Source organism: Nocardiopsis sp. Huas11, assembly GCF_003634495.1.
Classification (GTDB): Bacteria; Actinomycetota; Actinomycetes; order Streptosporangiales; family Streptosporangiaceae; genus Nocardiopsis.
In genome coordinates this window covers 5,770,088-5,791,892 of record NZ_RBKY01000001.1, presented here as the reverse complement: position 1 = coordinate 5,791,892, position 21,805 = coordinate 5,770,088, and the positions used below count along the sequence as shown (strand labels likewise).

The 21,805-nt window shown below is 72.2% G+C and carries 18 protein-coding genes and 1 riboswitch; of the genes, 12 read left to right on the top strand and 6 right to left on the bottom strand.

The genetic code is table 11. The annotated features are described in order from the left end of the window. Positions 1–16 precede the first annotated feature (16 nt). The 11 genes from DFP74_RS26170 (at position 17) to DFP74_RS26120 (ending at position 14,478) form a co-directional block, all read left to right on the top strand. Positions 17–1,810 carry a carbon starvation protein A gene (locus DFP74_RS26170; RefSeq protein ID WP_121185680.1) on the top strand — a complete coding sequence of 598 codons (1,794 nt, stop codon included), beginning with the start codon at positions 17–19 and terminating at the stop codon, positions 1,808–1,810. Further along, on the top strand, positions 1,807–2,118 hold the full coding sequence (locus tag DFP74_RS26165) for a cory-CC-star protein (RefSeq protein ID WP_370013434.1): 312 nt from the start codon (positions 1,807–1,809) through the stop codon (positions 2,116–2,118). Before DFP74_RS26170 ends, DFP74_RS26165 begins: the two co-directional genes overlap by 4 nt. Further along, positions 2,109–3,032, top strand: coding sequence for an ArsA family ATPase (locus DFP74_RS26160; RefSeq protein WP_121185678.1), 924 nt, complete (start codon positions 2,109–2,111; stop codon positions 3,030–3,032). Before DFP74_RS26165 ends, DFP74_RS26160 begins: the two co-directional genes overlap by 10 nt. A 128-nt stretch (positions 3,033–3,160) precedes the next feature. Further along, positions 3,161–3,472, top strand: a complete 312-nt coding sequence (locus DFP74_RS26155; protein WP_121188529.1) for a DUF2795 domain-containing protein — start codon at positions 3,161–3,163, stop codon at positions 3,470–3,472. A 49-nt stretch (positions 3,473–3,521) separates the two neighbouring features. Then, a complete protein-coding gene (locus DFP74_RS26150) occupies positions 3,522–4,277 on the top strand; it encodes a CDP-alcohol phosphatidyltransferase family protein (protein ID WP_121185676.1) in 756 nt (251 codons plus the stop codon). Positions 4,278–4,491: 214 nt separating this feature from the next. Next, positions 4,492–6,996: a mannose-1-phosphate guanyltransferase gene (locus DFP74_RS26145; protein ID WP_121188528.1), complete on the top strand. Its 2,505-nt coding sequence runs from the start codon at positions 4,492–4,494 to the stop codon at positions 6,994–6,996. A gap of 608 nt (positions 6,997–7,604) precedes the next feature. Beyond that, positions 7,605–8,144 (top strand): FHA domain-containing protein, encoded by a 540-nt coding sequence (locus tag DFP74_RS26140; RefSeq protein ID WP_121185674.1) that lies wholly within the window; start codon positions 7,605–7,607, stop codon positions 8,142–8,144. 174 nt (positions 8,145–8,318) lie between these two features. Continuing rightward, positions 8,319–8,792: a bifunctional nuclease family protein gene (locus tag DFP74_RS26135; protein WP_121185672.1), complete on the top strand. Its 474-nt coding sequence runs from the start codon at positions 8,319–8,321 to the stop codon at positions 8,790–8,792. Between the two features lie 447 nt (positions 8,793–9,239). Next, complete coding sequence (locus tag DFP74_RS26130) at positions 9,240–9,725, top strand: MerR family transcriptional regulator (protein ID WP_121185670.1); 486 nt, start codon at positions 9,240–9,242, stop codon at positions 9,723–9,725. A gap of 223 nt (positions 9,726–9,948) precedes the next feature. Next, positions 9,949–10,036, top strand: a riboswitch (glycine riboswitch). Between the two features lie 117 nt (positions 10,037–10,153). After that, a complete protein-coding gene (gene gcvP / locus DFP74_RS26125; protein ID WP_199725951.1) occupies positions 10,154–13,024 on the top strand; it encodes an aminomethyl-transferring glycine dehydrogenase in 2,871 nt (956 codons plus the stop codon). 197 nt (positions 13,025–13,221) lie between these two features. After that, complete coding sequence (locus DFP74_RS26120) at positions 13,222–14,478, top strand: tetratricopeptide repeat protein (protein WP_121185666.1); 1,257 nt, start codon at positions 13,222–13,224, stop codon at positions 14,476–14,478. A 78-nt stretch (positions 14,479–14,556) separates the two neighbouring features. Here DFP74_RS26120 and DFP74_RS26115 read toward each other — a convergent pair whose 3' ends face one another. From DFP74_RS26115 to DFP74_RS26095, 5 genes are all read right to left on the bottom strand, one after another. Beyond that, positions 14,557–14,745, bottom strand: coding sequence for a DUF5999 family protein (locus DFP74_RS26115; RefSeq protein ID WP_053617630.1), 189 nt, complete (start codon positions 14,743–14,745; stop codon positions 14,557–14,559). Between the two features lie 178 nt (positions 14,746–14,923). Beyond that, a complete protein-coding gene (locus DFP74_RS26110) occupies positions 14,924–16,354 on the bottom strand; it encodes a threonine/serine exporter ThrE family protein (protein ID WP_233571163.1) in 1,431 nt (476 codons plus the stop codon). 215 nt (positions 16,355–16,569) lie between these two features. After that, positions 16,570–17,271: a response regulator transcription factor gene (locus tag DFP74_RS26105; RefSeq protein ID WP_121185664.1), complete on the bottom strand. Its 702-nt coding sequence runs from the start codon at positions 17,269–17,271 to the stop codon at positions 16,570–16,572. A gap of 70 nt (positions 17,272–17,341) precedes the next feature. Next, complete coding sequence (locus DFP74_RS26100; RefSeq protein ID WP_121185662.1) at positions 17,342–18,154, bottom strand: RecB family exonuclease; 813 nt, start codon at positions 18,152–18,154, stop codon at positions 17,342–17,344. A gap of 41 nt (positions 18,155–18,195) precedes the next feature. After that, positions 18,196–19,965 carry a serine/threonine-protein kinase gene (locus tag DFP74_RS26095; protein ID WP_121185661.1) on the bottom strand — a complete coding sequence of 590 codons (1,770 nt, stop codon included), beginning with the start codon at positions 19,963–19,965 and terminating at the stop codon, positions 18,196–18,198. Positions 19,966–20,218: 253 nt separating this feature from the next. Here DFP74_RS26095 and DFP74_RS26090 point away from each other — a divergent pair, with 253 nt between their 5' ends. After that, complete coding sequence (locus DFP74_RS26090; RefSeq protein ID WP_121188526.1) at positions 20,219–21,280, top strand: site-2 protease family protein; 1,062 nt, start codon at positions 20,219–20,221, stop codon at positions 21,278–21,280. Positions 21,281–21,331: 51 nt separating this feature from the next. Here DFP74_RS26090 and DFP74_RS26085 read toward each other — a convergent pair whose 3' ends face one another. Next, the gene (locus DFP74_RS26085; protein WP_121185659.1) at positions 21,332–21,805 is read right to left on the bottom strand and encodes a hypothetical protein; all 474 of its coding nucleotides are present in this window, start codon (positions 21,803–21,805) and stop codon (positions 21,332–21,334) included.

Sequence of the window (21,805 nt, the reverse complement as noted above, 5' to 3'; positions counted from 1 at the left end):
GATTGAAGGTTCCCCCATGCCCGCTGTAGCCGTCCTCCTCGGAGCCCTGGCGCTGTTCGCGCTCGGCTACCGGTTCTATTCGGTGTACCTGGCCAAGAGGGTGTACGCGCTCGATCCGAACTTCGTGACGCCCGCGCACACGCTCAAGGACGGCGTGGACTACGTGCCGACCAACAAGCACATCGTGTTCGCGCACCACTTCATCTCGGTGGCGGGCGCCGCGCCCATCGTGGGACCGGCCATCGCCGTCTTCTGGGGCTGGGGGCCCGCGCTCCTGTGGGTGGTCCTGGGCACGATCTTCGCCTCCGGGGCCCACGACTTCGGGTCGATCGTGGTCTCGGTGCGGCACAAGGGCCGGAGCATCGGCTCGCTGGCCAGCGACGTCATCAGCGCCCGCGCGCGGATCCTCTTCCTGCTGATCATCTTCTTCCTGGTGACCATGGTGAACGCGGTGTTCGCGGTCATCATCGCGGGGCTGTTCATCGACAACCCCTCCGCGGTCCTGCCGGTCCTGGTCACCATCCCCCTGGCGATCGGCGTCGGCCAGGTCGTCTACCGCCGCCGCACGGCCGCCCTGCTGCCCTCGGTCGTGGCCCTGGTCATCGTCTACGCGTGCATCCCGCTGGGCGAGATGTTCCCGATCACGGTCGACCCCATCGCCAACGGACTCGGCGTCGAGCCCGCGTTCGTGTGGCTGGTGCTGATCTTCACCTACACCTTCTTCACCTCGCGCCTGCCCGTGTGGATGCTGCTCCAGCCGCGCGACTACATCAACCAGCACCAGATGATGCTGGCCCTGCTGGTGATCATGGTCGGCGTCGTGGTCGGCATGAACACGATCGAGGCGCCCGCCTTCCGCGGCGACCTGCCCGAGGGCTCGCCCTCGATCTTCCCCCTGCTGTTCATCACCATCGCGTGCGGCGCGGTCTCCGGCTTCCACAGCCTGGTGTCCTCGGGGACCACGTCCAAGCAGCTGGACAAGGAGACCGACGCCCGTTACGTGGGCTACCTCAGCTCCCTGGGCGAGGGCGCGCTCGCGGTCTGCTCCATCCTGGCGTGCACCGCCGGCATCATGGTCTTCTCCGCCAACCAGGGGATGGCCTGGTCCGACATCTACGTCGACTGGACCGCGGCGGGCACCGGGCCGGCGGGCAAGTTCGTCCAGGGCGTCGCCGGGTTCGCGAGCAACATCGGCATCCCCGAGAACCTCGGCCTGGTCTTCGCGACCGTCGTCGTCGTGAGCTTCGCGGCCACGAGCCTGGACACCGCCGTACGCCTGCAGCGCTACACCATCCAGGAGATCAGCACGATCGCCGCGGACAAGGCGTCCGAGGGCGGGGTCGTGCACCGCGTGTTCGCCTTCCTGACCCGCAGCGTCACCGTCTCCACCCTGCTGGCCGTCCTGATCCCCTTCGCCCTGGCCCTGGTGCCCGGCAACTTCGCGGCCGGCACCCTGTGGCAGCTGTTCGGTACGACCAACCAGCTCACCGCGGGCCTGGCCCTGGCCGTCATCGCCGTGTGGGTGACCAAGCGCGGACGCAACCCGATCGCCGTCCTCATCCCGTTGGTCTTCCTGGTCGTGATGACCTCCTGGGCCCTGGTCGTCCAGCTCAACGGCTTCCTGGCCTCGGACGACCCGATGCAGCGCTTCGTGCTGGCCCCGCTGGACCTCATCATCTTCGGCCTGGCCGTGTGGATGACCATCGAGGCGGGCATCGCCCTGCGCAAGGCCTTCGCCGACCGCTCCACCGCCAAGGCGCGGGAGACCGAGCCGGTAGCCCCGACCGAGGACACCGAGCCCACCCCGTGACGACCGACCGCCGCGGTGCCGGGTCCTCCCCCCTGGGCAGGGCCTGGCACCGCACCGTCTCCGCCTGGCGCCGCGTCGAGGACTTCCACCAGCAGGTCTTCGACGCGCGCTGGGGGCACGCCCGCCAACGGGAGGCACGCCACCAGCAGGACACCCTGCGCGCCCTGCTGATGCTGGAGACCCTGGGCGTGGACAACCCCGTCGCCTACGAGACCCTCGACCTGATCCCGTACATGGTCGCCGACCTGCACTCCTGGCACCAGCGGTTGGGCCGCGACGACTTCGGCGCGCCGGGAGGCTGCTGTTGACCACTCCGATCACGTTCGTCGGCGGCAAGGGCGGAGTCGGCAAGACCACCCTGGCCGCCGCCCGAGCGCTCGCCCTGGCCGACGCCGGGCTGCGCGTGCTGGTGCTGTCGACCGACCCCGCGCACTCCCTCGGCGACGCGCTGGAGGTGCCGCTGTCCGACGAGCCGGTCGAGGTCGCCCCCCGGCTGTGGGCCTGCGAGCCCGACGCCGACGCCGCCGTGCGCCGCCGGATCGCCCAGGTGAGCGAGGACGCGCGCCGGGCCGTGCCCACCGAGGTGATGCCCGCCGTCCACCGCCACCTGGAACAGGCCGGGTCCAGCCCGGGCATGGCCGAGTCGGCCCTGGCCGACCTGCTCATCGACCGGATGGAGGAGGTCGGGGACCGCTGGGACGCCCTGGTCGTGGACAGCGCGCCGACCGGTCACCTGCTCCGGCTCCTGCACCTGCCGACCCTGCTCACCCCCTGGGTGACGGGGCTGACCCGCCAGCGCGAGCGCGCCAACCGGGCCGAGGCCTTCGCCGACGTGGTGGGCCGCGCCGACCAGGAGGAGGACGACGACCCGCTGCTGCGTCGCCTGCACGCACGGCGCCACCGCCTGGAACGGGCCTCGGCCCGGCTGCGCGAGGACGCCGTGGTCGCCCTGGTGACGCTGCCCCGGCGCATGGTGCTCGCCGAGACCGAGCGCGCCGTCGACCAGCTGGCCGAGGCCGGCTTCTCGCTCGACCGGGTCGTGGTCAACCAGATCCCGCCCGAGGGCGCGGCGGGCCCGGACACGGCCGCGGCCCTGGCCGCCACGCGCGAGCGCTTCGCCGCGCAGGGGACCGTGGAGGTCCCCCTCCAGGACACCGAGCCCACCGGCGTCGAGCGCCTCCGGAGCCTGGCCGTCCACCTGGCCGCCCGCTCGCCCGCGTGAGCGCGCCCCGTGTGAGGGTCGTCCCAGTTCACGACGGGTCCCGGTGAGTGGCCGCCGAGGTGGCCGGGCAGGCGGTCAACGTGTCCCGTAGGGGCACGGAACACAGCATCTCGCACGGTCGGGCGGCTGTGGAGACCGAACACGGTGCCGCCGGCCTGCGGACCATCCTCGGCCAGGTGCCCTTCCCCGCGGACAAGGAGCGCATCGTGGACCGCGCCGCGGACCTGGGCGCCGACGGCGAACAGCTCAAGGCGCTGAGGGCGATGCCGCCGGTCGACTACGGCAACGCCGACGAGGTCATGCGTTCGGTGCCGCTGGAGGAGTCCGAGACGGACGCGCGGATCCCGCAGGCGCGGTACCGCCGGCGCCACGAGCACACCAGGTCCGGGCGGGCGGAGCCACGTCGGCGAGAGAACGGCCCGCCCGCCAGCTATCGTTAGGGCCATGGGGCGATCCGCGGAAGAAGGCAGACGCGAGGCGGGGGGCGACGTGGCCGGCCCGGTGGTCAGTGACCGTATCTGGACGGTTCCCAACCTCCTGAGCATGCTGCGCCTGCTCGGCGTACCGCTGTTCCTGTGGTTGGTCCTGGGACCGCAGGCCGACTGGTGGGCACTGCTGGTGCTCGCCCTGGCCGGGATCAGCGACTGGCTCGACGGCAAGATCGCCCGGGCCTGGAACCAGATGAGCCGTATCGGCACGGTCCTGGATCCGCTCGCCGACCGGCTCTACATCTTCGCCGCCCTGCTCGGCCTGGTCGTGCGCGACATCGTGCCGTGGTGGCTCATGGCCATCCTCGTGCTGCGCGACGTCCTCATCCTCGGTGCGCTTCCGCTGCTGCGCCACTTCGGCTACGGGCCGCTTCCGGTCAACTTCGCGGGCAAGGCCGCGACGCTGTGCCTTCTCTACTCGTTCCCGTTGCTGTTCATCGCCGCGCACGCGTCGGTCGTGGCCGATGTGGCGAGAATTATAGGTTGGGCGTTTGCTCTGTGGGGAACGGCTCTCTACTGGTGGGCCGGACTGCTCTACGCCGTACAGGGACTGCGCCTGATGGCCCAGACCCGCCGTGACGAAGGCGCTGATCGACCCGGCGTCCACGGGGACGCCGACGACAGCGACCCCTCGACCGGAGCGCGCGCGGATCGACCCGATCCGACCGCTCCGGAGTCCGTGGACGGCGACCCCGGCGCGGCACGACGGGGTCCGCAACGGCCGGGCCGTACCGGTCAGGGGCACACCGGCCCCTGAGCGACCACGAACCGGCGGACCGGCTCACCGCGAGTCCTGTCGGATCGAAAGGGAGTGTCATCTCCGTCATGAGAAGCACATGTCCCACCGCGCGCGATGGTGCGCGCTCCGAACCCCATCCCCTCGCCGGGCGGCTCGACGGCGGCGTCGTACGGAGGTACCGGCGATGACCACGTCCAACAGCGAGTCCCCTGGTCCGGTCCAGGCGCCGTCGATGAAGGCGGTCCTGATGGCCGGCGGCGAAGGCACGAGGCTTCGGCCCATGACCGCCAACCAGCCCAAACCCCTGCTGCCGGTGGTCAACAAGCCCATCATGGAGCACGTGCTGCTCCTGCTGCGCAAACACGGCTTCACCGAGACGGTCGTGACCGTCCAGTTCCTGGCCACCCTCATCCGCAACTACTTCGGAGACGGCGAGGAGTTGGGCATGAAGCTCGACTACGTCGCCGAGGAGGTCCCCCTGGGGACCGCGGGCAGTGTCAAGAACGCCGAGGAGTACCTGCGCGGCGACCCGTTCCTCGTCATCTCCGGGGACGCGCTGACCGATATCGACCTGACCGACATGGTCCGCTTCCACAAGGAGAGCGGCGCCAAGGTCACCATCGCCCTCAAGCGGGTGCCCAACCCGCTGGAGTTCGGCATCATCATCGTGGACGAGCAGGGCCGGATCCAGCGGTTCCTGGAGAAGCCCACGTGGGGCCAGGTCTTCTCGGACACGGTCAACACCGGGATCTACATCATGGAGCCGGAGGTCCTGGAACGCGTGGCCGCCGGCGAGGTGGTCGACTGGTCCGGTGACGTCTTCCCCGAACTCCTGGCGGAGGGCGAGCCCCTCTACGGCTACATCGCCGACGGCTACTGGGAGGACGTGGGCACCCACGAGAGCTACCTCAGCGCCCAGGCGGACGTGCTCTCGGGCAAGGTCGACGTGGAGATCGACGGCTTCGAGGTCTCCCCGGGCGTGTGGATCGGCGAGGGCGCCCAGGTCGACCCCAACGCCGTCCTCAAGGGCCCGCTCTACGTCGGGGACTACGCCAAGGTCGAGGCGGGCGCCGAACTGCGCGAGTTCACCGTGGTCGGCAGCAACGCCGTGGTGCGCGCCGACGCCTTCTGCCACCGCACCGTCCTGCACGACAACGTGTTCGTCGGGCGCGGGGCCAACCTGCGGGGCGCGGTGATCGGCAAGAACACCGACATCATGGCCGCGGTCCGCGTGGAGGAGGGCGCGGTCGTGGGCGAGGACTGCGTCATCGAGTCCGAGGCCTACGTGCACAACGACGTCAAGGTCTACCCCTTCAAGACCATCGAGGCCGGCGCCGTCGTCAACGACAACGTCATCTGGGAGTCGCGGGGGCAGCGCTCGCTCTTCGGCCCCCGGGGCGTGTCCGGCCTGACCAACGTGGAGATCACCCCCGAGCTGGCGGTGCGCCTGGCCAACGCCTTCGCCACGACCCTGAAGAAGGGCGCGATCGTCACGACCTCCCGCGACGTCTCGCGCGCGGCCCGCACACTCAAGCGAGCGGTCATCAGCGCGTTGACCTCCGCCGCCATCGACGTGCGCGACCTGGAGGTGGTGCCGTTGCCCGTGGCGCGCTTCCACACCTCCCAGAGCGGGGTCAGCGGGGGCGTCGCGCTGCGGACCACCCCGGGCGATCCCGAGTCGGTGGACATCCTGTTCCTGGACGACAGGGGCGCGGACCTGTCCCCGGGCGCCCAGCGCAAGCTCGACCGGGTCTTCTCCCGTGCGGAGTACCGCCGCGCCTTCCCGGGCGAGATCGCCGAGCTCACCCAGCCCTCCCGCGTGGTGGAGAACTACACGGGCGAACTGCTGGCGTCGGTCGACGCCTCCGGGGTGGCCGAGGCCGAGCTCAAGGTCGTCATCGACTGCGCCGGCGGTACGAGTTCGCTGATCCTGCCCTCGCTGCTGGGGCGCATCGGGGTCGACGTGCTCACCGTCAACAACCGGCTGGACGAGGTCTCGCCCACCGACACGGTCGCCAAGAAGATGCGCGACCTGGAGCGGTTGGGCGAGCTCGTGTCGAGTTCCAGGGCCGACTTCGGGGTGCGCTTCGACCCCGTGGCCGAGCGCCTGGCCATCGTGGACGAGAACGGTGAGCTGGTCGACGACGACCGCGCGCTGTTGGTGGTCCTGGACCTGGTCGCGGCCGAACGGGGCGGCGGCCGGGTGGCACTGCCGGTCACCACCACCCGGGTCGCCGAGACCGTCGCCCGGTCGCACGGAGTGGAGGTGCACTGGACGGCCACGGCCACCGACGAACTCACCAAGGCCGTCCAGGGAGGCGCGGAGGACGTGGTCTTCGCCGCCGACGGGCGCGGAGGGTTCGTCCTGCCGGAGTTCAGCCCCACCAGCGACGGCATCGCCGCCTTCGTACGGCTGCTCGGACTGGTGGCCCGGACCCGTCGGTCGCTGAGCCAGATCGACCGGGCCATCCCGCGGGCGCACCTGCTGCGCCGCTCCGTCCCCACCCCCTGGGCGGTCAAGGGCAGCGTCATGCGCGCCGTGGTCGAGGCGGCGGGCGACCGCGAGCTGGACACCACGGACGGCGTCCGGGTGCTGGAGCCCGGCGGCGGCTGGGCGCTGGTGCTGCCCGACACCTCCGAGGCCGTCACCCATCTTTGGGCCGAAGGTCCTGACTCCGACACGGCCCAGCGGTTGCTGGACGAGTGGGCCGCCGTCGTGGAACGCGCCGAGGGTTAGGAACGCGCACGCGCGGGTGCGGGTACAGGGAGCCCGCACCCGCGTTGTGTGTTCGCCTAATGGCGCAGAGTGTCCGATGTGATGGCCGACCACCGGCTAAACTCGACATATCAGCAGGTCGTCGCGGTGCCGTGAAGTTCTCCCGAATTCGTTGCGACTCTGGGAGAACCAATCGGTCCTCCCGCGCATCAGCATCAGGACAGGTGTCCATCTCGTCCGAGGTCGGTCACCGGCGGATGCGGTGCCCCGGGTGCCGTGTCGGCCGAACGGGTCGCGGGGGTCGTCCAGGGCTTCGCGGCAGGCCGAGGAGGAGCGAATCCCTTCCTGGACAGGGATATGGTTTAAAGTCGAGTGTTCCCCGGCGTCCGAGTCGCCACCCGGGGCGGGCCTCCCGGCAGCGGCGGACGTCCTGACCCGGGTGACAAGGAGTGCAACTTGGGGGATGAGACCTAGCGACCGACCGTGTGAGGCGTCCCGTCGCCGCGACTGGGGCCCGTCTCACCACGCTCCGGGCGGTGTGTGGGCCGAGGGTCCGCGCGATGCCCGCGACGTGCCACCGATCAGCCGAATCAAGCACCGCCCCGTGCGGTAGGAGGCCGAGCCGACCTATGTCGAGCGTTTACTGCACGCAGTGCGGTCACGCCGTTGCGGATGATGCCCGTTTCTGCTCTCACTGCGGGACTCCCGTCCGCAGGCCAGAACAGAGCCCACAGCCCAGTGCGGGTGGGGACGCCGCCGGCGATGTCACGTCCACCATTTCCATCTCGGGCATACAGGCCCTGGAGGAAGAGGACTCGGGCGACGAGCTCAGTGGTGATGACCCCGCCAACGCCGACGCGCTGCCGGCGGGCACGGCGCTGCTGGTGGTCCGGCGCGGCCCCAACGCCGGCAGCCGGTTCCTCCTGGACAGCGACGTCACCACCGCCGGGCGTCATCCCAACAGCGACATCTTCCTCGACGACGTCACCGTTTCCCGGCGCCACGTGGAGTTCTTCCGACGGGGCAACGGCTTCGGTGTCCGGGACGTGGGCAGCCTCAACGGCACCTACGTCAACCGCGAGCCGGTCGACGAGGCCGAGCTCGGCGGGGGGGACGAGATCCAGATCGGGAAGTTCCGCATGGTGCTGCTGACCAAGCCGCGCCGCTGAGGCGGCGCCGCCACGAGCTCTCGGCGGAGGGCGGGAGGGCTGAGAAGGTTTGCGGCCCCCCGCCTTCGGAGAGCTTTGTATCGAAGGGTGCCGATTTCGCCCTCGGGTCCTGATCCAACGGGGGAGCAGGGACGAGCGCCCATTTGGCATGACGACTCGTGGGACGGAGCCGCTGTGAAGCACATGGAGGTCGTCGGCGTCCGGGTTGAGATGCCCTCGAACCAGCCGATTGTCCTGCTCAAGGAATCCGATGGGGACCGCTACCTGCCGATCTGGATCGGCGGGGTGGAGGCGACGGCGATCGCCCTGGCCCAGCAGGGCGTCGCACCCGCCAGGCCCCTCACGCACGACCTGTTCCGGGATGTGCTCGACGCCCTCGACACCGGGCTCAAGACGGTGAACATCACGGGGCTCAGCGACGGCATCTTCTACGCCGAGCTGGTCTTCAGCAACGGCGTGGAGGTCAGCGCCCGCCCTTCGGACTCCATCGCCCTGGCGTTGCGCACGGGCACGCCGATCTTCGCGCACGAGGACGTGATCGAGGAGGCGGGGATGCCGATACCGGACGAGCAGGAGGACCAGGTGGAGGCGTTCCGGGAGTTCCTGGACAACATCTCGCCCGAGGACTTCGGACGACGGACGGAGTAAGCCCGAAGGGACCCGCCGGTGGTGGGTCCCTTCTGCTTGGCGCCAAGGGCGCCATCAGGCATGGAACGGCTGCGACCTGCGGGTATGTCAGACGGGCCAGTGATAGATTGGGTGGGGTAAGTGACCGGAACGGTCAGGACCATGGCCCGCCCGCCCTGGCGGGCACACGCGGACGCCGCCGCGACGGTCGGCGGTTCGGGTACTTGGCGACGCGCCGGGGGCTGTCGTTGACCATGCCGGTCGGCCGTCCTACCGTCAGTGCTGTGGGACCCATGGCGCACCCATTCCCCAAGTGGATATCCCCTGTCGATGCTGCCGTGGGACGAGAGGCCGGAGGTCGGCGTGGCGGTAGCGAGCGGCAAGCGGGAGCCACATGACAGGCGGTCCGCGCTGCGGCTAGCGGGGCAGCAGGGCCTGCTGTGCGAAGAGGACGTGGTGGCGCTGCCTATGGACGTCGGGTATCGGGGCCCAGCGGCGTGTACGGCCGCGGGGATCACCTACCGCCAACTCGACTACTGGGCCAGAACCGGCCTGGTGGAACCGAGCGTGCGTTCCGGTGCCCAGAACGCCCCCCTGTACAGCCTTCCCGACATCCTGTTGCTGAAAGTGGCCAAACGGCTGTTGGACACGGGCATCTCGCTGCAGCAGATCCGCAACGCGGTCGACCACCTGCGCGGCCGGCCCGCGCCCGATCTGGCCCGCATCACCCTCATGAGCGACGGCGTGAGCGTGTACGAGTGCACCACGCCCGACGAGGTCGTCGACCTGATGCAGCGCGGCCAGGGCATGTTCGGCCTGGCCCTGGCCAACGTCTGGCGCGAGCTGGAGGACGCCCTCGGCGTCGTCCCGGCCGAGGAGCGGGCGGACCTGCCCACCGCGCCCCAGCCGGTGGACGAGCTGGCCCGGCGCCGACGGGAACGCCGCACCGGCTGAACCCGCCTCCCGCCGGTCGATGACAGCACACGCAAGCGCCCTCCTCGGGTGAGGGCGGCCACAGGCGTGCGGGGAGTGCGGGGGGACCTTCCGTGTGATCTGCCGAAAAGGTGTGCCCTGGCTCGGTGGTGCTGGTGCGGATCGAGTACGGTCGTAGTCACACCAGGGATGAAAACCGACATTCTCCCTGCTTGTGTCCATGTACATAGCGTCAACAGGCTGACAAGACCACGCGGGAGAGACCCCGACAGGGGCGCCGACGGGGCAATACTCCCCAGTAACCTCTCAGGCACCAGGACCGCGTGGAAGAGGCCGCTCTGAAGCCCGGCACCGCCGTGCCCGGTGACAGAGGGGGAGACCGTGAGGAACACCGCCGAGGATCTCGGCCCTGTCACCAGGAGGTCTCCGTGCCCGATCAGCCATGGAACATGGGCGCACCCGCCCGCGTCTTCGCCGACCGCCACATCGGTCCGACGCCGGCCGAGGTCCAGGAGATGCTCAAGACGGTGGGCTACGGCTCCACCGCGGAGCTGATGTCCGCGGCCGTGCCCGAGTCGATCCTCACCGCTCCCGGCACCGGCGCCCCGCTCGACCTGCCCGAGGCGCTCGGCGAGGCCGAGGCCCTGGCCGAGCTGAAGGAACTCGCCTCCCGCAACGCCCTGCGCACCTCGATGATCGGCCTGGGGTACTACGACACCCTCACCCCGCCCGTCATCCTGCGCAACATCCTGGAGAACCCCGCCTGGTACACGGCCTACACGCCCTACCAGCCCGAGATCTCCCAGGGCAGGCTCGAGGCCCTGCTGAACTTCCAGACGATGGTCTCGGACCTGACCGGCCTGCCCGTCTCGGGCGCCTCCCTGCTGGACGAGGCCACGGCGGCCGCCGAGGCCATGACCCTGGCCCGCCGCGCCTCCAAGGCCAAGGGGAACGCGTTCGTCGTGGACGCCGACGTCTTCCCGCAGACCCTCCAGGTGCTGCGCACCCGCGCCGAACCGCTGGGGATCGAGGTCGTCGTCGCCGACCTCACCGACGGGCTGCCCGACGCCGAGGCCTTCGGCGTCCTGGTGCAGTACCCCGCCTCCAGCGGTGTGGTCCGCGACCCGAGCCGGATCATCGCGGCCGCCCACGAGCGCGGCGCGATGGCGGTCGTGGCCGCCGACATCCTCGCCCTGACCCTGCTGCGCAGCCCCGGCGACCTGGGCGCCGACATCGCGGTGGGCTCCACCCAGCGCTTCGGCGTCCCGCTCGGGTTCGGCGGCCCGCACGCCGGCTACATGTCGGTCGGCGAGAAGCTGCGCCGCCAGCTGCCGGGCCGCCTGGTCGGCGTCTCGGTGGACAACGCCGGCCGCCCCGCCTACCGGCTGGCCCTGCAGACCCGTGAGCAGCACATCCGCCGTGAGAAGGCCACCAGCAACATCTGCACCGCCCAGGTGCTGCTGGCCATCATGGCCGGGATGTACGCGGTCTACCACGGCCCCGACGGCCTGCGCGCGATCGCCCGCCAGGTGCACACCCGCACCGTGGCGCTGGCCGACGCCCTGACCGAACGCGGCTTCGAGGTCGTCCACTCCGCCTACTTCGACACGCTGCGCGTGCGCGTGCCCAGCTCCGGCCGGGTCGTGGCGGCGGCGCTGGAGGCCGGGTACAACCTGCTCGCCGTCGACCAGTCCACGGTCGGTGTGAGCGTGGACGAGACCACCTCCGCGGCGGACCTGGAGAAGGTGCTGGAAGCGTTCGGCGAGGCCGAGCGGGGCTCCTCGCGGATCCGCCTGAGCGTGGACGAGAACGCCTCCCGGGTCCCCTCCGACCTGGCCCGGGGCGTGGACTACCTGTCGCACGAAGTGTTCAACACCCACCGCAGCGAGACCTCGCTGCTGCGCTACATGCGCCGGCTCTCCGACCGCGACCTGGCGCTGGACCGCACGATGATCCCGCTGGGCTCGTGCACCATGAAGCTCAACGCCACCGCCGAGATGGAGGCCATCACCTGGCCCGAGTTCGCGGGCCTGCACCCCTTCGCGCCGCTGGACCAGGCGGCCGGGAGCGTGGCGATCGTGCGCGACCTGGAGATCTGGCTGGCGGAGGTCACCGGCTACGACGCGGTCTCGCTGCAGCCCAACGCCGGGTCGCAGGGCGAGCTGGCCGGGCTGCTGGCCATCCGCGGCTACCACCGCTCCCGCGGCGAGGCCCACCGCGACGTGTGCCTCATCCCCAGCTCCGCGCACGGCACCAACGCCGCCAGCGCGGTGATGGCCGGGATGCGCGTGGCCGTCGTGGCGTGCGACGACAACGGCAACGTGGACGTGGCCGACCTGCGGGCCAAGACCGAGGCGCACGCCGAGGACCTGGCCGCGATCATGGTCACCTACCCGTCCACCCACGGCGTGTACGAGGACACCATCACCGAGGTGTGCCGCCTGGTCCACGAGGCGGGCGGCCAGGTCTACGTCGACGGCGCCAACCTCAACGCGCTGCTGGGCTGGGCCAAGCCCGGCGAGTTCGGCGCGGACGTCAGCCACCTGAACCTGCACAAGACCTTCTGCATCCCGCACGGCGGCGGCGGTCCGGGCGTGGGCCCGGTCGCGGTGCGCTCGCACCTGGCCGGCTTCCTGCCCAACCACCCCGGCCAGCCCGAGGCCGGGCCGCACACCGGCGTGGGGCCCGTCTCGGCGGCGCCGTTCGGCTCGGCGGGCATCCTGCCCATCTCCTGGGCCTACGTGCGCATGATGGGCGGTGACGGCCTGCGCGCCGCCACCGAGACCGCGGTGCTGTCGGCGAACTACCTCGCCAAGCGACTGGAGCCGTACTTCCCGGTGCTCTACACGGGCGCGGACGGCCTGGTGGCGCACGAGTGCGTCATCGACATCCGCCCGCTGCAGAAGGCCACGGGCATCAGCAACGAGGACGTCGCCAAGCGGCTGATGGACTACGGCTTCCACGCGCCGACGATGTCGTTCCCGGTGGCGGGCACCCTCATGGTGGAGCCCACCGAGAGCGAGAACCTCGCCGAGCTGGAGCGCTTCATCCAGGCGCTGATCGCCATCCGCGGCGAGATCGACCGCGTGGAGTCGGGCGAGTGGGACGCCGACGACAACCCGCTGCGGGGCGCGCCGCACACGGCCGAGGCGCTGACCGCCGACGTCTGGGAGCACGGCTACACCCGGGCGGAGGCGGCCTACCCGGTCTCGTCGCTGCGCCAGGACAAGTACTGGCCGCCGGTCGGCCGGATCGACCAGGCCTACGGCGACCGCAACCTGGTGTGCTCCTGCCCGCCGCCGGAGGCCTTCGAGCTCTAGGCCGTGTTTTTTGCGGCGACCGCGAGCTCACCCGAAAGCCCACAGAAAAACACGGCCTAGGGAGCGTTCTCGCGCGGGCTTGTCGGATGAGCTCGCGCTCGCACGGGGGCGTCGACACGGTCGGCGCCCCCGTGGTCGTCCGGGGTCGCGCGTTAGAGTGGCGGCGACGCCCTCCACGACCCCAGGAAAGCGGCACCATGACCACGACGTCCGGACGTCCCGCGCGCTCTGGCCCCGCCGAAACCCCTGAGGCGACCGACCCCGAGGACCGACCGGAGCAGGACACGCCCAGCGGGCTCGACGCCGCGGCGCTGTGCGACCAGGCCCAGGACCTCGCCGAGAACGGCCACCTCAAGCGTTCCGCCAAACTCTACGAGCAGGCCGTCGCGGCCAATCCCCGCCCCACCGTGCAGGCCCGCGCCCTCCTGGGACTGGCCGTGGTCCAGGACCAGCGGGGCGACGCGGCGGCGTCCCGGGCCGCCGCGCGCCGCGCCCTGGCCACCGGAGACACCCGCTACGCCCCTCGCGCCGCCTACCACCTGGCCCTGTCCCTGGAACAGGACGGGGAGCTCGGCGAGGCCGAACGCGTGTGGGAGCGCCTCCTGGACCTGGGCGGGCCGGGCTACGCCGCCGTCGCCCACTACGGACTGGCCAGGGCCGCCGAGGCGCGCGGTGACTCCGAGGGTGCCCAGGAGGACTGGGAACGGGCGCTCAGCCTGCCGCCCGGCCCGGAGCCGATCAGCCGCCTGCACGCCGTGACCGTCGTGGAGGCCTCCCGCGACCTGGCAGGGCGCCTGCTGGAGAGGGGCGCGCCCGGTGCCGCGGCCGCCGCCGTGGAACGCGGCCTCGCGGTCGCCGACGATCCGGGTCTGCGCCTGCTGCGGTCCGCCGCCCACCTGGAACACGCCATCGCCGACCTCGGCGCGATCGTGGAGCCCCCAGAGGACGAGCGGGACGGCCCCGGCCCGGAACCGGGTACCTCCGGGGCCGCCGTGGAGCTCCTGGCCGGACTCCTGGCCCTGCGGGGCGAGCCCGAGTCCGCCGAGCGGGTGTGGCACGCGGGTCTGACCGACCGCGACCCCGAGACCGCGGAGGCCGTGCGAAGGCGGCTGCGCCGTGCCATCGCGCCGTCCCCGGAGGAGACCGAGGGGGCGCAGGAGGCGGCCGAGCCGTGGTGGGAGCGCTACCTGGAGCAGGCGGTCGCCACGTCGAGTGCGCCGGTCCTGGCCGGGGAGCTGTTCGCGGTCGTCACGCGGATGCACGCGCTGCTGGCGGTGCCGGTCGCGGAGGGGGAGTCCCGTCCGGCGGAGTTGCGCGCCGCCATGGAACAGGCTCTGCGCACCCCCAGCGAGCTGGTGTGGGGCGCGGACGTGCACGACGACTTCCGACGGCGCCTGCGCGCGGCGATGGGCGGGCAGGACGTGCTGCCCGAGGGCTGGCCGGACCAGGGCTGAACGGGCGCGGGCGGTGCCTGCCGGGAGGTTCGCTCGGCAGGCACCGCCGGGCGTGTCGCTGATGGATCGTGGAGCCGGTCAGGCCGCCACATGCGGCCGGTGCGGGGCGACAACCGCCCCGTCGGGGAGAAGCTCGCCGGTGTCGTCGAATAGGACGACGCCGTTGCAGAGCAGGCTCCATCCCTGTTCGGGGTGGCTCGAGACGACGCGCGCGGCTTCGCGGTCGGTGTCCTCGAAGGACGGACAGGGAGGTTCGTGGCTGCACATGGGATGGCCTTTCTTCCGTGCTCGACACTGAGCTGAAGCCAAGAGTAGTGGCTCATTTCACATGCTGCTGCGGTTTGAGCCGAATCTGGTGGCCTCACCGTCGTGGTGCGCTCTCGTTGTGTGAGATCCGCCCTGGCCGGGATCGGTTCGCACCGGTTCGGTTCCGCTGGAAATCGCCTCAGTACGCGCCGCGCGTCCGGCGCGCCGCCGGTCGTCCGCGCATGCCCGCTCCGGCCAGACCGCCGTGCTGGAAGGCGCGGACGAGCTCGCCGCCGAGGTTGACGCCCGCACCCAGGGCCAGGGCCACCATGACCGCCTCCACGAGGCTGAGGAGCCCGAAGACCGCCGTCCCCTGGGTGATCTCGATCAGGCCCCGGTAGAGGATGCTGCCGGGCAGCAGCGGGGCGATGGACGGGACCAGGTAGGGCAGGACCGGGCGGCGGGTGCGGCGCGCCAGCCAGTGGCCGACCACCCCCACCGCGACCGCGCCGGCGAGCGTGCCGACCACGGGGGGAACGTCGGTGGCGCTGCGCAGCCAGGCGTAGATCACCCAGATCATCACGCCCAGGACACCGATCGCGGGCAGCATCTTGGGCGGGACGGCCAGGGAGATCGCGAAGGCCATCGCGATGCACGCGGCGCCGATCAGGACCGGTGGGTCCATCGAGGTGCCGGCCGAGGGCAGGCTCTCCAGGTCGATGGCCACGCCGAGCCGCTGCGCGGTGTAGGCGACGGCGGCCACGCCGGTCACGATGGCGCCCAGGATGAAGAACGTCTCCAGCAGGCGGGCGGCCGAGGAGACGTAACTGCCGCTGATGCCGTCCTGGAGGCTGGAGACCAGGGGGCGTCCGGGCAGCAGCGCCATGATGTTACCGGTGATGATCGCGCCCGCCTGGAGCCCCAGCCCCAGCTCGGAGCTCACCCACAGCAGGCCGACTCCTATGGTGGCGGCCACGCCCGCGGCGGCCACCATCTGGTAGAACTCGGCCACCCCGCGCCGCGCCAGGAACACCGAGGTGCGGTCGCCGAGCACCGTGGCCAGGAACGCGGCCGCGGCCACGATCACGCCGCCGCCCATCATCACACTGGCGCTGGAGGCGATCAGGCCGAAGCCGATGGCGATCATCCAGTTGGGATAGGGCATGCGGGCGCGCCGGATCTGGGAGAGCCGCGCGGCGGCGTCCTCCAGCTCCAGCAGGCCCAGCGCCGCCTGCTGCACGAGGGTGTGCAGCTCGTTGACGCGGAAGTAGTCCAGGGTGCGCCGCCGCACCACGCGTTCGCCGGTCACCGGCGGGTGGTCGCCGCCCGGGTGGGTGGACAGGGTGATGGTGGTGAAGGTGACGGAGACCTCCGAGCGAGGCAGCTCGAAGGCGACCGACAGGCTGAGCATCGCCTCGCTCACGGCCTCGGTGCCCTCGCCGCTGGCGAGCATCAGCTCTCCGACGCGCAGGACCAGGTCCATGGCCCGGGCGTCGGGGAGGGTGACGTCCTCCTCCTCGTCGAAGCCGTCGGGCGTCAGCTCGCGTTCGTGCGCCGCCCGCCAGTCCCGCATGCGGCTGAGCATGCGGTCCTCGCTCGGCGGAACCGGCCGCCCCCGCTTGTCCGGCATGGCTGAACTCCGTTCCCTCCCCGCCTGTGCCCCGCGTGGCCAGTGCGTTCGTTCAAGACCCCTGAGGGGACGCGGCGCTTGCGGTCGGGGTTCGCCTCCCGCGGTGCCGGGCACCGGTGAACTCGGTCACCGGATCATCCTGTCAAGGCACGGCGGTCGCCGACAACGACGCGCCGGGGGTTTCCCGGCGGTCCGGCCGGTCCGCCGGCGCGGTGTCACGGGTGTGGTCGGGGGGTGGTCCGTTCCTCTCCGGGACGGACGAGGCCGGTCTCGTAGGCGTACACGACCGCTTGGACGCGGTCGCGCAGGCCGAGTTTGGCGAGGACGCGGCCCAGGTGGGACTTGACGGTGGTCTCGCCCAGCACGAGGTGGTCGGCGATCTCGGAGTTGGACCAGCCGTGCGCCACGAGCCGCAGGACCTCGCGTTCGCGGTCGGTGAGGGGATCGGGCGGGGCGGGGGCGGCGGGGGCCTGAGCGGGCAGCAGGGGGGCATAGCGGTCCAACAGGCGGCGCAGGACGCCCGGCGCGATGACGGCGGCGCCGTCGGCGACGGTCTCCACGGCGGCGATCAGCTCGGTGGGCGGCGCGTCCTTGAGCAGGAAGCCGGTGGCTCCGGCACGCAGGACCTCGGTCGCGTACTCGTCGAGGTCGAAGGTGGTCAGGGCCAGGACGTGGACGCGGTGGCCGCCCTCGCGCGCCCAGTCGGTGATGCGGCGGGTGGCCTCCACACCGCCCGTCCCGTTCATGCGCAGGTCCATCAGCACGACGTCGGGCAGCAGGGACCTCGCCGCGTGGACGGCCTGGTCGCCGTCGGAGGCCTCGCCCACCACGGACAGGTGGGGGGCCGATTCGAGGATCAGGCGGAAACCGGCGCGGACGAGCGGTTGGTCGTCGACGAGCAGCACTGAGACGGGCACAGGGGCGATTGTGCCTTATCGGGGGACCGTCGGCGGCTCAGGTGCGGGTGACGGCCCGCACCCGAGGGGCTCACAGAGCCGCGCCGGTGGGCAGCGGCGGGGGCGTGCCGCCGAACTCCGGGCAGATCGCCTGGTGGTCGCACCAGCCGCAGAGCTTGCTGCGGCGCGGTTCCCACTCGCCGGTGCGACCCGCGGCCTCGATGCGGGCCCAGATGTCGGTGATCTCGGTCTCGACGGCGCGCAGTTCGTCCTCGGTGGGGTCGTACCAGCGCACGGCGCCCTCGCCGCCGAGGTAGACGAGCTGGAGGCGGGTGGGGACGACGCCGAGGTCGCGCCAGATCATGACGGCGTAGAAGTAGACCTGGAACTTGGCCTTGTCCTCGAAGCGGGGGTGCGGGGACTTGCCGGTCTTGTAGTCCACGACCCGGATCTGCCCGGAGGGCGCCACGTCGAGGCGGTCGACGTAGCCGCGCAGGTTCAGCCCTGTGGGCAGGGCGACCTTGAGCGCCATCTCGCGTTCGCGGGGCTCCAGGGCGGTGGGGTTCTCCAGGTCGAAATAGCGGCGCACGAGCTCGCGCGCGGACTCCAGCCAGGCGTCGCGCTCGGCGTCGTCGGCGAACATCTCCTCCAGCTCGGGCCGCTTGGCGCGGAGCACGTCCCACTGCGGGGTGACGAGCGCGACGGCGGTGCGCGCGGTGCGGGTCTCGGCGGGGAGCTCGTAGAGGCGCTCCAGGCAGGCGTGGACCAGCGTGCCGCGGGTGGCGGCCGTGCTCGGCGCCTCCGGGATGCGGTCGATCGCGCGGAAGCGGAACAGCAGCGGGCACTGCAGGAAGTCGGCGGCGCGGGAGGGCGACAGCGCGGTCGGCAGGGGCACGGAACTCATGGTCCGAGCCTACGAGAGGCCCAGGACATCCGAGGCCGCTCTCAGGACGGCGGGAGGAAGGACTCCAGGGCGGCGGTGCGCGGATCGCTCTGGGAGTCCCACTGGCCGGCGGGGGCGGCCCAGGCGAAGGTCGCGTGGGTGCCGGGGGAGACGGCGATGTTGACGGCCAGGACGCGGCGTACCTGGCCGCCCCGGCTCCAGGTGAACTCCCATTCGGCGACGGAGTGGTAGCCGCTGCCCGCGGTCGCGTCGCGGACCCCGACCCGGCTGTAGTCGGGCAGGCGGCCGCTGCTCAGGGCGGCGTCCTCCTGGTCGAGGACGTGCTGGTACTCGTCGTCGGTGGGATGGGCGGCGAGGTCGACCTGGAGGTAGCTGTCGGCGTCGGGGGAGTCGAAGTAGACGCTGCTGCCCTCGGTGCGGCGGGTCCAGCCGTCGGGGACCAGGACGCCGAAGCCGCCGGGATCGCTCGTCCAGGTCATCCCCTCGGCGCCGGGCTCGGCCTCCTCCCGCGGAGACGCCGTCTCTTCGCCGTCGTCCTCGGCCTCGTCGTCCCGGTCCTGGGCCGGGCCCGTCTCCTCGGTGTCCGGGCCGGCGGAGTCGCTCGCCGGCGCGCCCTCGGAGTCGGCCTGGAGCGGGCTGGAGGCGCCCGGATCCGACAACAGGGCGGTGCCGTCCTCGCCCCGCGGGTCCAGGACGACGATCAGCGCGGTGGCGGAGACGAGGGTGGCCAGTCCCAGTGCGAGGACGACCGCGGGCCAGCCGAGCCCGCCGCGTCGCTGGTGCGGCGGCGGCACGGCCTGGGCGGGCATCGTCCCCGGAGGGGCGGTGACGACCGTGGTCGGCGCTGCGTCGGCGGCGGGCGGCCAGGGCCGTCCCGGAGGCAGCGGCAGGGTCGTGGGTGCCGGCCCGTGCCGGTCCGCCGGCGGTGGACCGCTCTCCGGGTGGTGGCCCGTCGCGGGCGGGACGTGGCCCGGGCGCGGCCGGTCGGCGAGGCTCGCCGCGGTCAGCAGGGTCCGGCAACGGGCGGCGTCGGCGCGCCGCGCGGGGACCTTGGTCAGCAGGCCGCGTACGGCCTCGCCCAGCGGGCCCGGCCCCAGGGAGTCGGCCGGTTCCTCGGCGGTGATGGCGTGCAGGGTGGCCTGGAGCCCGTCGCGGTGGAAGGGGGAGACGCCGGTGGCGGCGAAGTGCAGGGTGGCGCCCAGTGACCAGAGGTCGCCGGCGGGCGCGGCCGGGCGCATGGCGAGGCGTTCGGGGGCGAGGTAGGCGGGGGAGCCGATCACGCCCACGGTCTGGGTCAGGGCGGTGGAGTCGGCGATGGTGGCGATGCCGAAGTCGGTGAGGACCACGCGCCCGGAGTCGGTGACCATGACGTTCTCGGGCTTGACGTCCCGGTGCAGGATGCCCTGGGCGTGGGCGGCCGTCAGGGCGCTGAGCAGGTCCAGGCCCAGGGCGGCGGTGCGCTCGTGGTCGCACGGCCCGTCCTGGCGCACCAGGGCGTGCAGGGAGCGCCCGGTGAGGTACTCCATGACGATCCAGGGGCGTCCGTCGTCCTCGACGATGTCGTGCACCGTGACGATGTTGGGATGCCCGCCCATGGCGGCGGCCTGGGCCTCGCGGTGGGCGCGGGCCGCCACCCGGGTGCGTTCGGCCTCGTCCACGCCGGGGCCCAGGAGGATCTCCTTGACCGCGACGGTGCGGTTGAGCTGGTGGTCGTGGGCGGACCAGACCCGGCCCATACCGCCGCGACCGAGCTCGGCGCGCAGTTCGTAGCGGCCGCACAGGGTGCGGTGGGGCTCGGTCTCGGATCCCATACGGTCTCCCGGCTGCGGTGTGGGGGCCCCGGGGCCCCGGGGCCGTGCGGCCCGCGCGCGTGCGCCGGAGCCGGCGCGGATGGAGTGTAGACCGCCGGAACGCCGCGGGGGAGGGCTTTGGCCGTTGCCGGTCGGGAGGCCGGGCGTGACCTAGGCTGAGGGCGTGACGAACGGAACCGACCCCGCCGTGCCCCGACCCGCCGGACGAGCCAAGAAGCCCGGGTTACTGCTGGGGCGGCCCTTCGGCGTTCCCATCTACGTCACGTCGTCGTGGTGGATCGTGGCGATCCTGATCACGCTGGTCTACGGCGGCATCGTGCAGACGCGGCTGGCGCTGGGTCCGTCGGCCTACCTGCTGGCGTTCGTCTTCGCGATCCTGCTGTACGCGTCGGTGCTCGTCCACGAGCTGGCGCACTCCGTGGTGGCGCGCATGTACGGGCTACCCGTACGGCGCATCGTCCTGTACGTGCTGGGCGGGGTCTCGGAGATCGAGCGGGAGGCGCCCACACCGGGCCGGGAGTTCTGGATCGCGTTCTCCGGGCCGGCGCTGTCGCTGCTGCTGGCCGCGGGCGGGTTCGCCCTGGCGTCGCTGGCCGCGCCGTTCAGTGTGACGGGCGAGCTCCTGTTCCAGCTGTGGGTGGCCAACCTGCTGGTGGGCGTGTTCAACCTGTTGCCCGGGCTGCCGCTGGACGGCGGACGGCTGCTGCGGGCCGGTGTGTGGAAGGTGACGGGGCGCGCCTACCTCGGAAGCCTGGTGGCGGCCTGGGGCGGCCGGGTGCTGGCGCTGGTGGTCGTGGCGCTGCCGTGGCTGTTCGCCGCGTCGGCGGGCACGACGCCGGGGCCGTGGGCGATCGTGTGGGGCGTGGTGCTGGGCGGATTCATGTGGATGGGGGCCTCCGAGGCGCTCAAGAACGCGCGGCTGCGTGCGCGGGTGCCCGGCCTCAAGGCCAGGGATCTGGTGCGGCGGTCGGTCTCGGTGGTCTCCGACACCCCCTTGGCCGAGGCCGAGCGGCGGGCGGAGGCGGCCGGAGCCGAGGCGGTCGTGGTCACGGACTCCGCGGGGACGCCGGTGTCGATCCTGCACCCCGCCGCGGCCCGCGCCATCACGGAGGCGCGCCGGTCCTGGGTGCCGGTGTCGAGTGTGGCCCGCGCCGTGACGCGCGAATCGGTGGTTCCCGTGGGGCTGGAGGGTGAGGCGTTGGTGGAGGCGCTGTCGCGTCGTCCGCTACCGGAGTACCTCGTGGTGGAGGAGGACGGCGGCGTGGTCGGAGTGCTGCGGGCGATGGACGTCAACGCCGCGATGTCCAAGGGCTGAGCGCCGGGTCCGCCCCGGGCCGGTCTCAGCGGCGGGCGCCCCGGGCCGGTCTCAGCGGCGGGCGCCCTGGGGCCACAGGACGCGGACCGGGCGGGAGAGCGACCGGGCGTAGGCCACGACGTCGGCGGTGCCGCCGGGGCCGCGTGCGGGCCGGCCGTCCCAGACGGCCACGAGCCGGTCGCAGTGGTCGACCAGATAGCGTCCGGCGGCCATGTGGGCGTCGGAGGTGGACGCCTGGTGGGGTAACCGGTGCACCTGGGCTGCCTGGGCCAGGAGCCGGTCGTAGGTGCGGTGGTGCTCCTCGGGGAGGGCCTCCCGGTACCCGGCGGCGGGGATGACCGCCTCCAGCGCGGCGCCCGCGGCCAGGACGGCCTCGGCGAAGACCGTGTCGGCGCCGTCGGCGAGGCAGGACAGGCCGACCAGGTCACTCTCGTGGGGCGCCAGGTGTGCGGCGATCATGTCCGCGATCGTGGAGTCCAGGCCCGGAGCCAGGCCGCGGTGCCCGGTGATGCCGATACGGATCAC

Coding starts and splice junctions, on each gene's coding strand:
- DFP74_RS26130 (WP_121185670.1), top strand. CDS start 9,240: ATGGACGTCGGGTATCGGGGCCCAGCGGCGTGTACGGCCGCGGGGATC.
- DFP74_RS26145 (WP_121188528.1), top strand. CDS start 4,492: ATGAAGGCGGTCCTGATGGCCGGCGGCGAAGGCACGAGGCTTCGGCCC.
- DFP74_RS26120 (WP_121185666.1), top strand. CDS start 13,222: ATGACCACGACGTCCGGACGTCCCGCGCGCTCTGGCCCCGCCGAAACC.
- gcvP (WP_199725951.1), top strand. CDS start 10,154: ATGGGCGCACCCGCCCGCGTCTTCGCCGACCGCCACATCGGTCCGACG.
- DFP74_RS26100 (WP_121185662.1), bottom strand. CDS start 18,154: ATGAGTTCCGTGCCCCTGCCGACCGCGCTGTCGCCCTCCCGCGCCGCC.
- DFP74_RS26115 (WP_053617630.1), bottom strand. CDS start 14,745: ATGTGCAGCCACGAACCTCCCTGTCCGTCCTTCGAGGACACCGACCGC.
- DFP74_RS26170 (WP_121185680.1), top strand. CDS start 17: ATGCCCGCTGTAGCCGTCCTCCTCGGAGCCCTGGCGCTGTTCGCGCTC.
- DFP74_RS26140 (WP_121185674.1), top strand. CDS start 7,605: ATGTCGAGCGTTTACTGCACGCAGTGCGGTCACGCCGTTGCGGATGAT.
- DFP74_RS26095 (WP_121185661.1), bottom strand. CDS start 19,965: ATGGGATCCGAGACCGAGCCCCACCGCACCCTGTGCGGCCGCTACGAA.
- DFP74_RS26110 (WP_233571163.1), bottom strand. CDS start 16,354: ATGCCGGACAAGCGGGGGCGGCCGGTTCCGCCGAGCGAGGACCGCATG.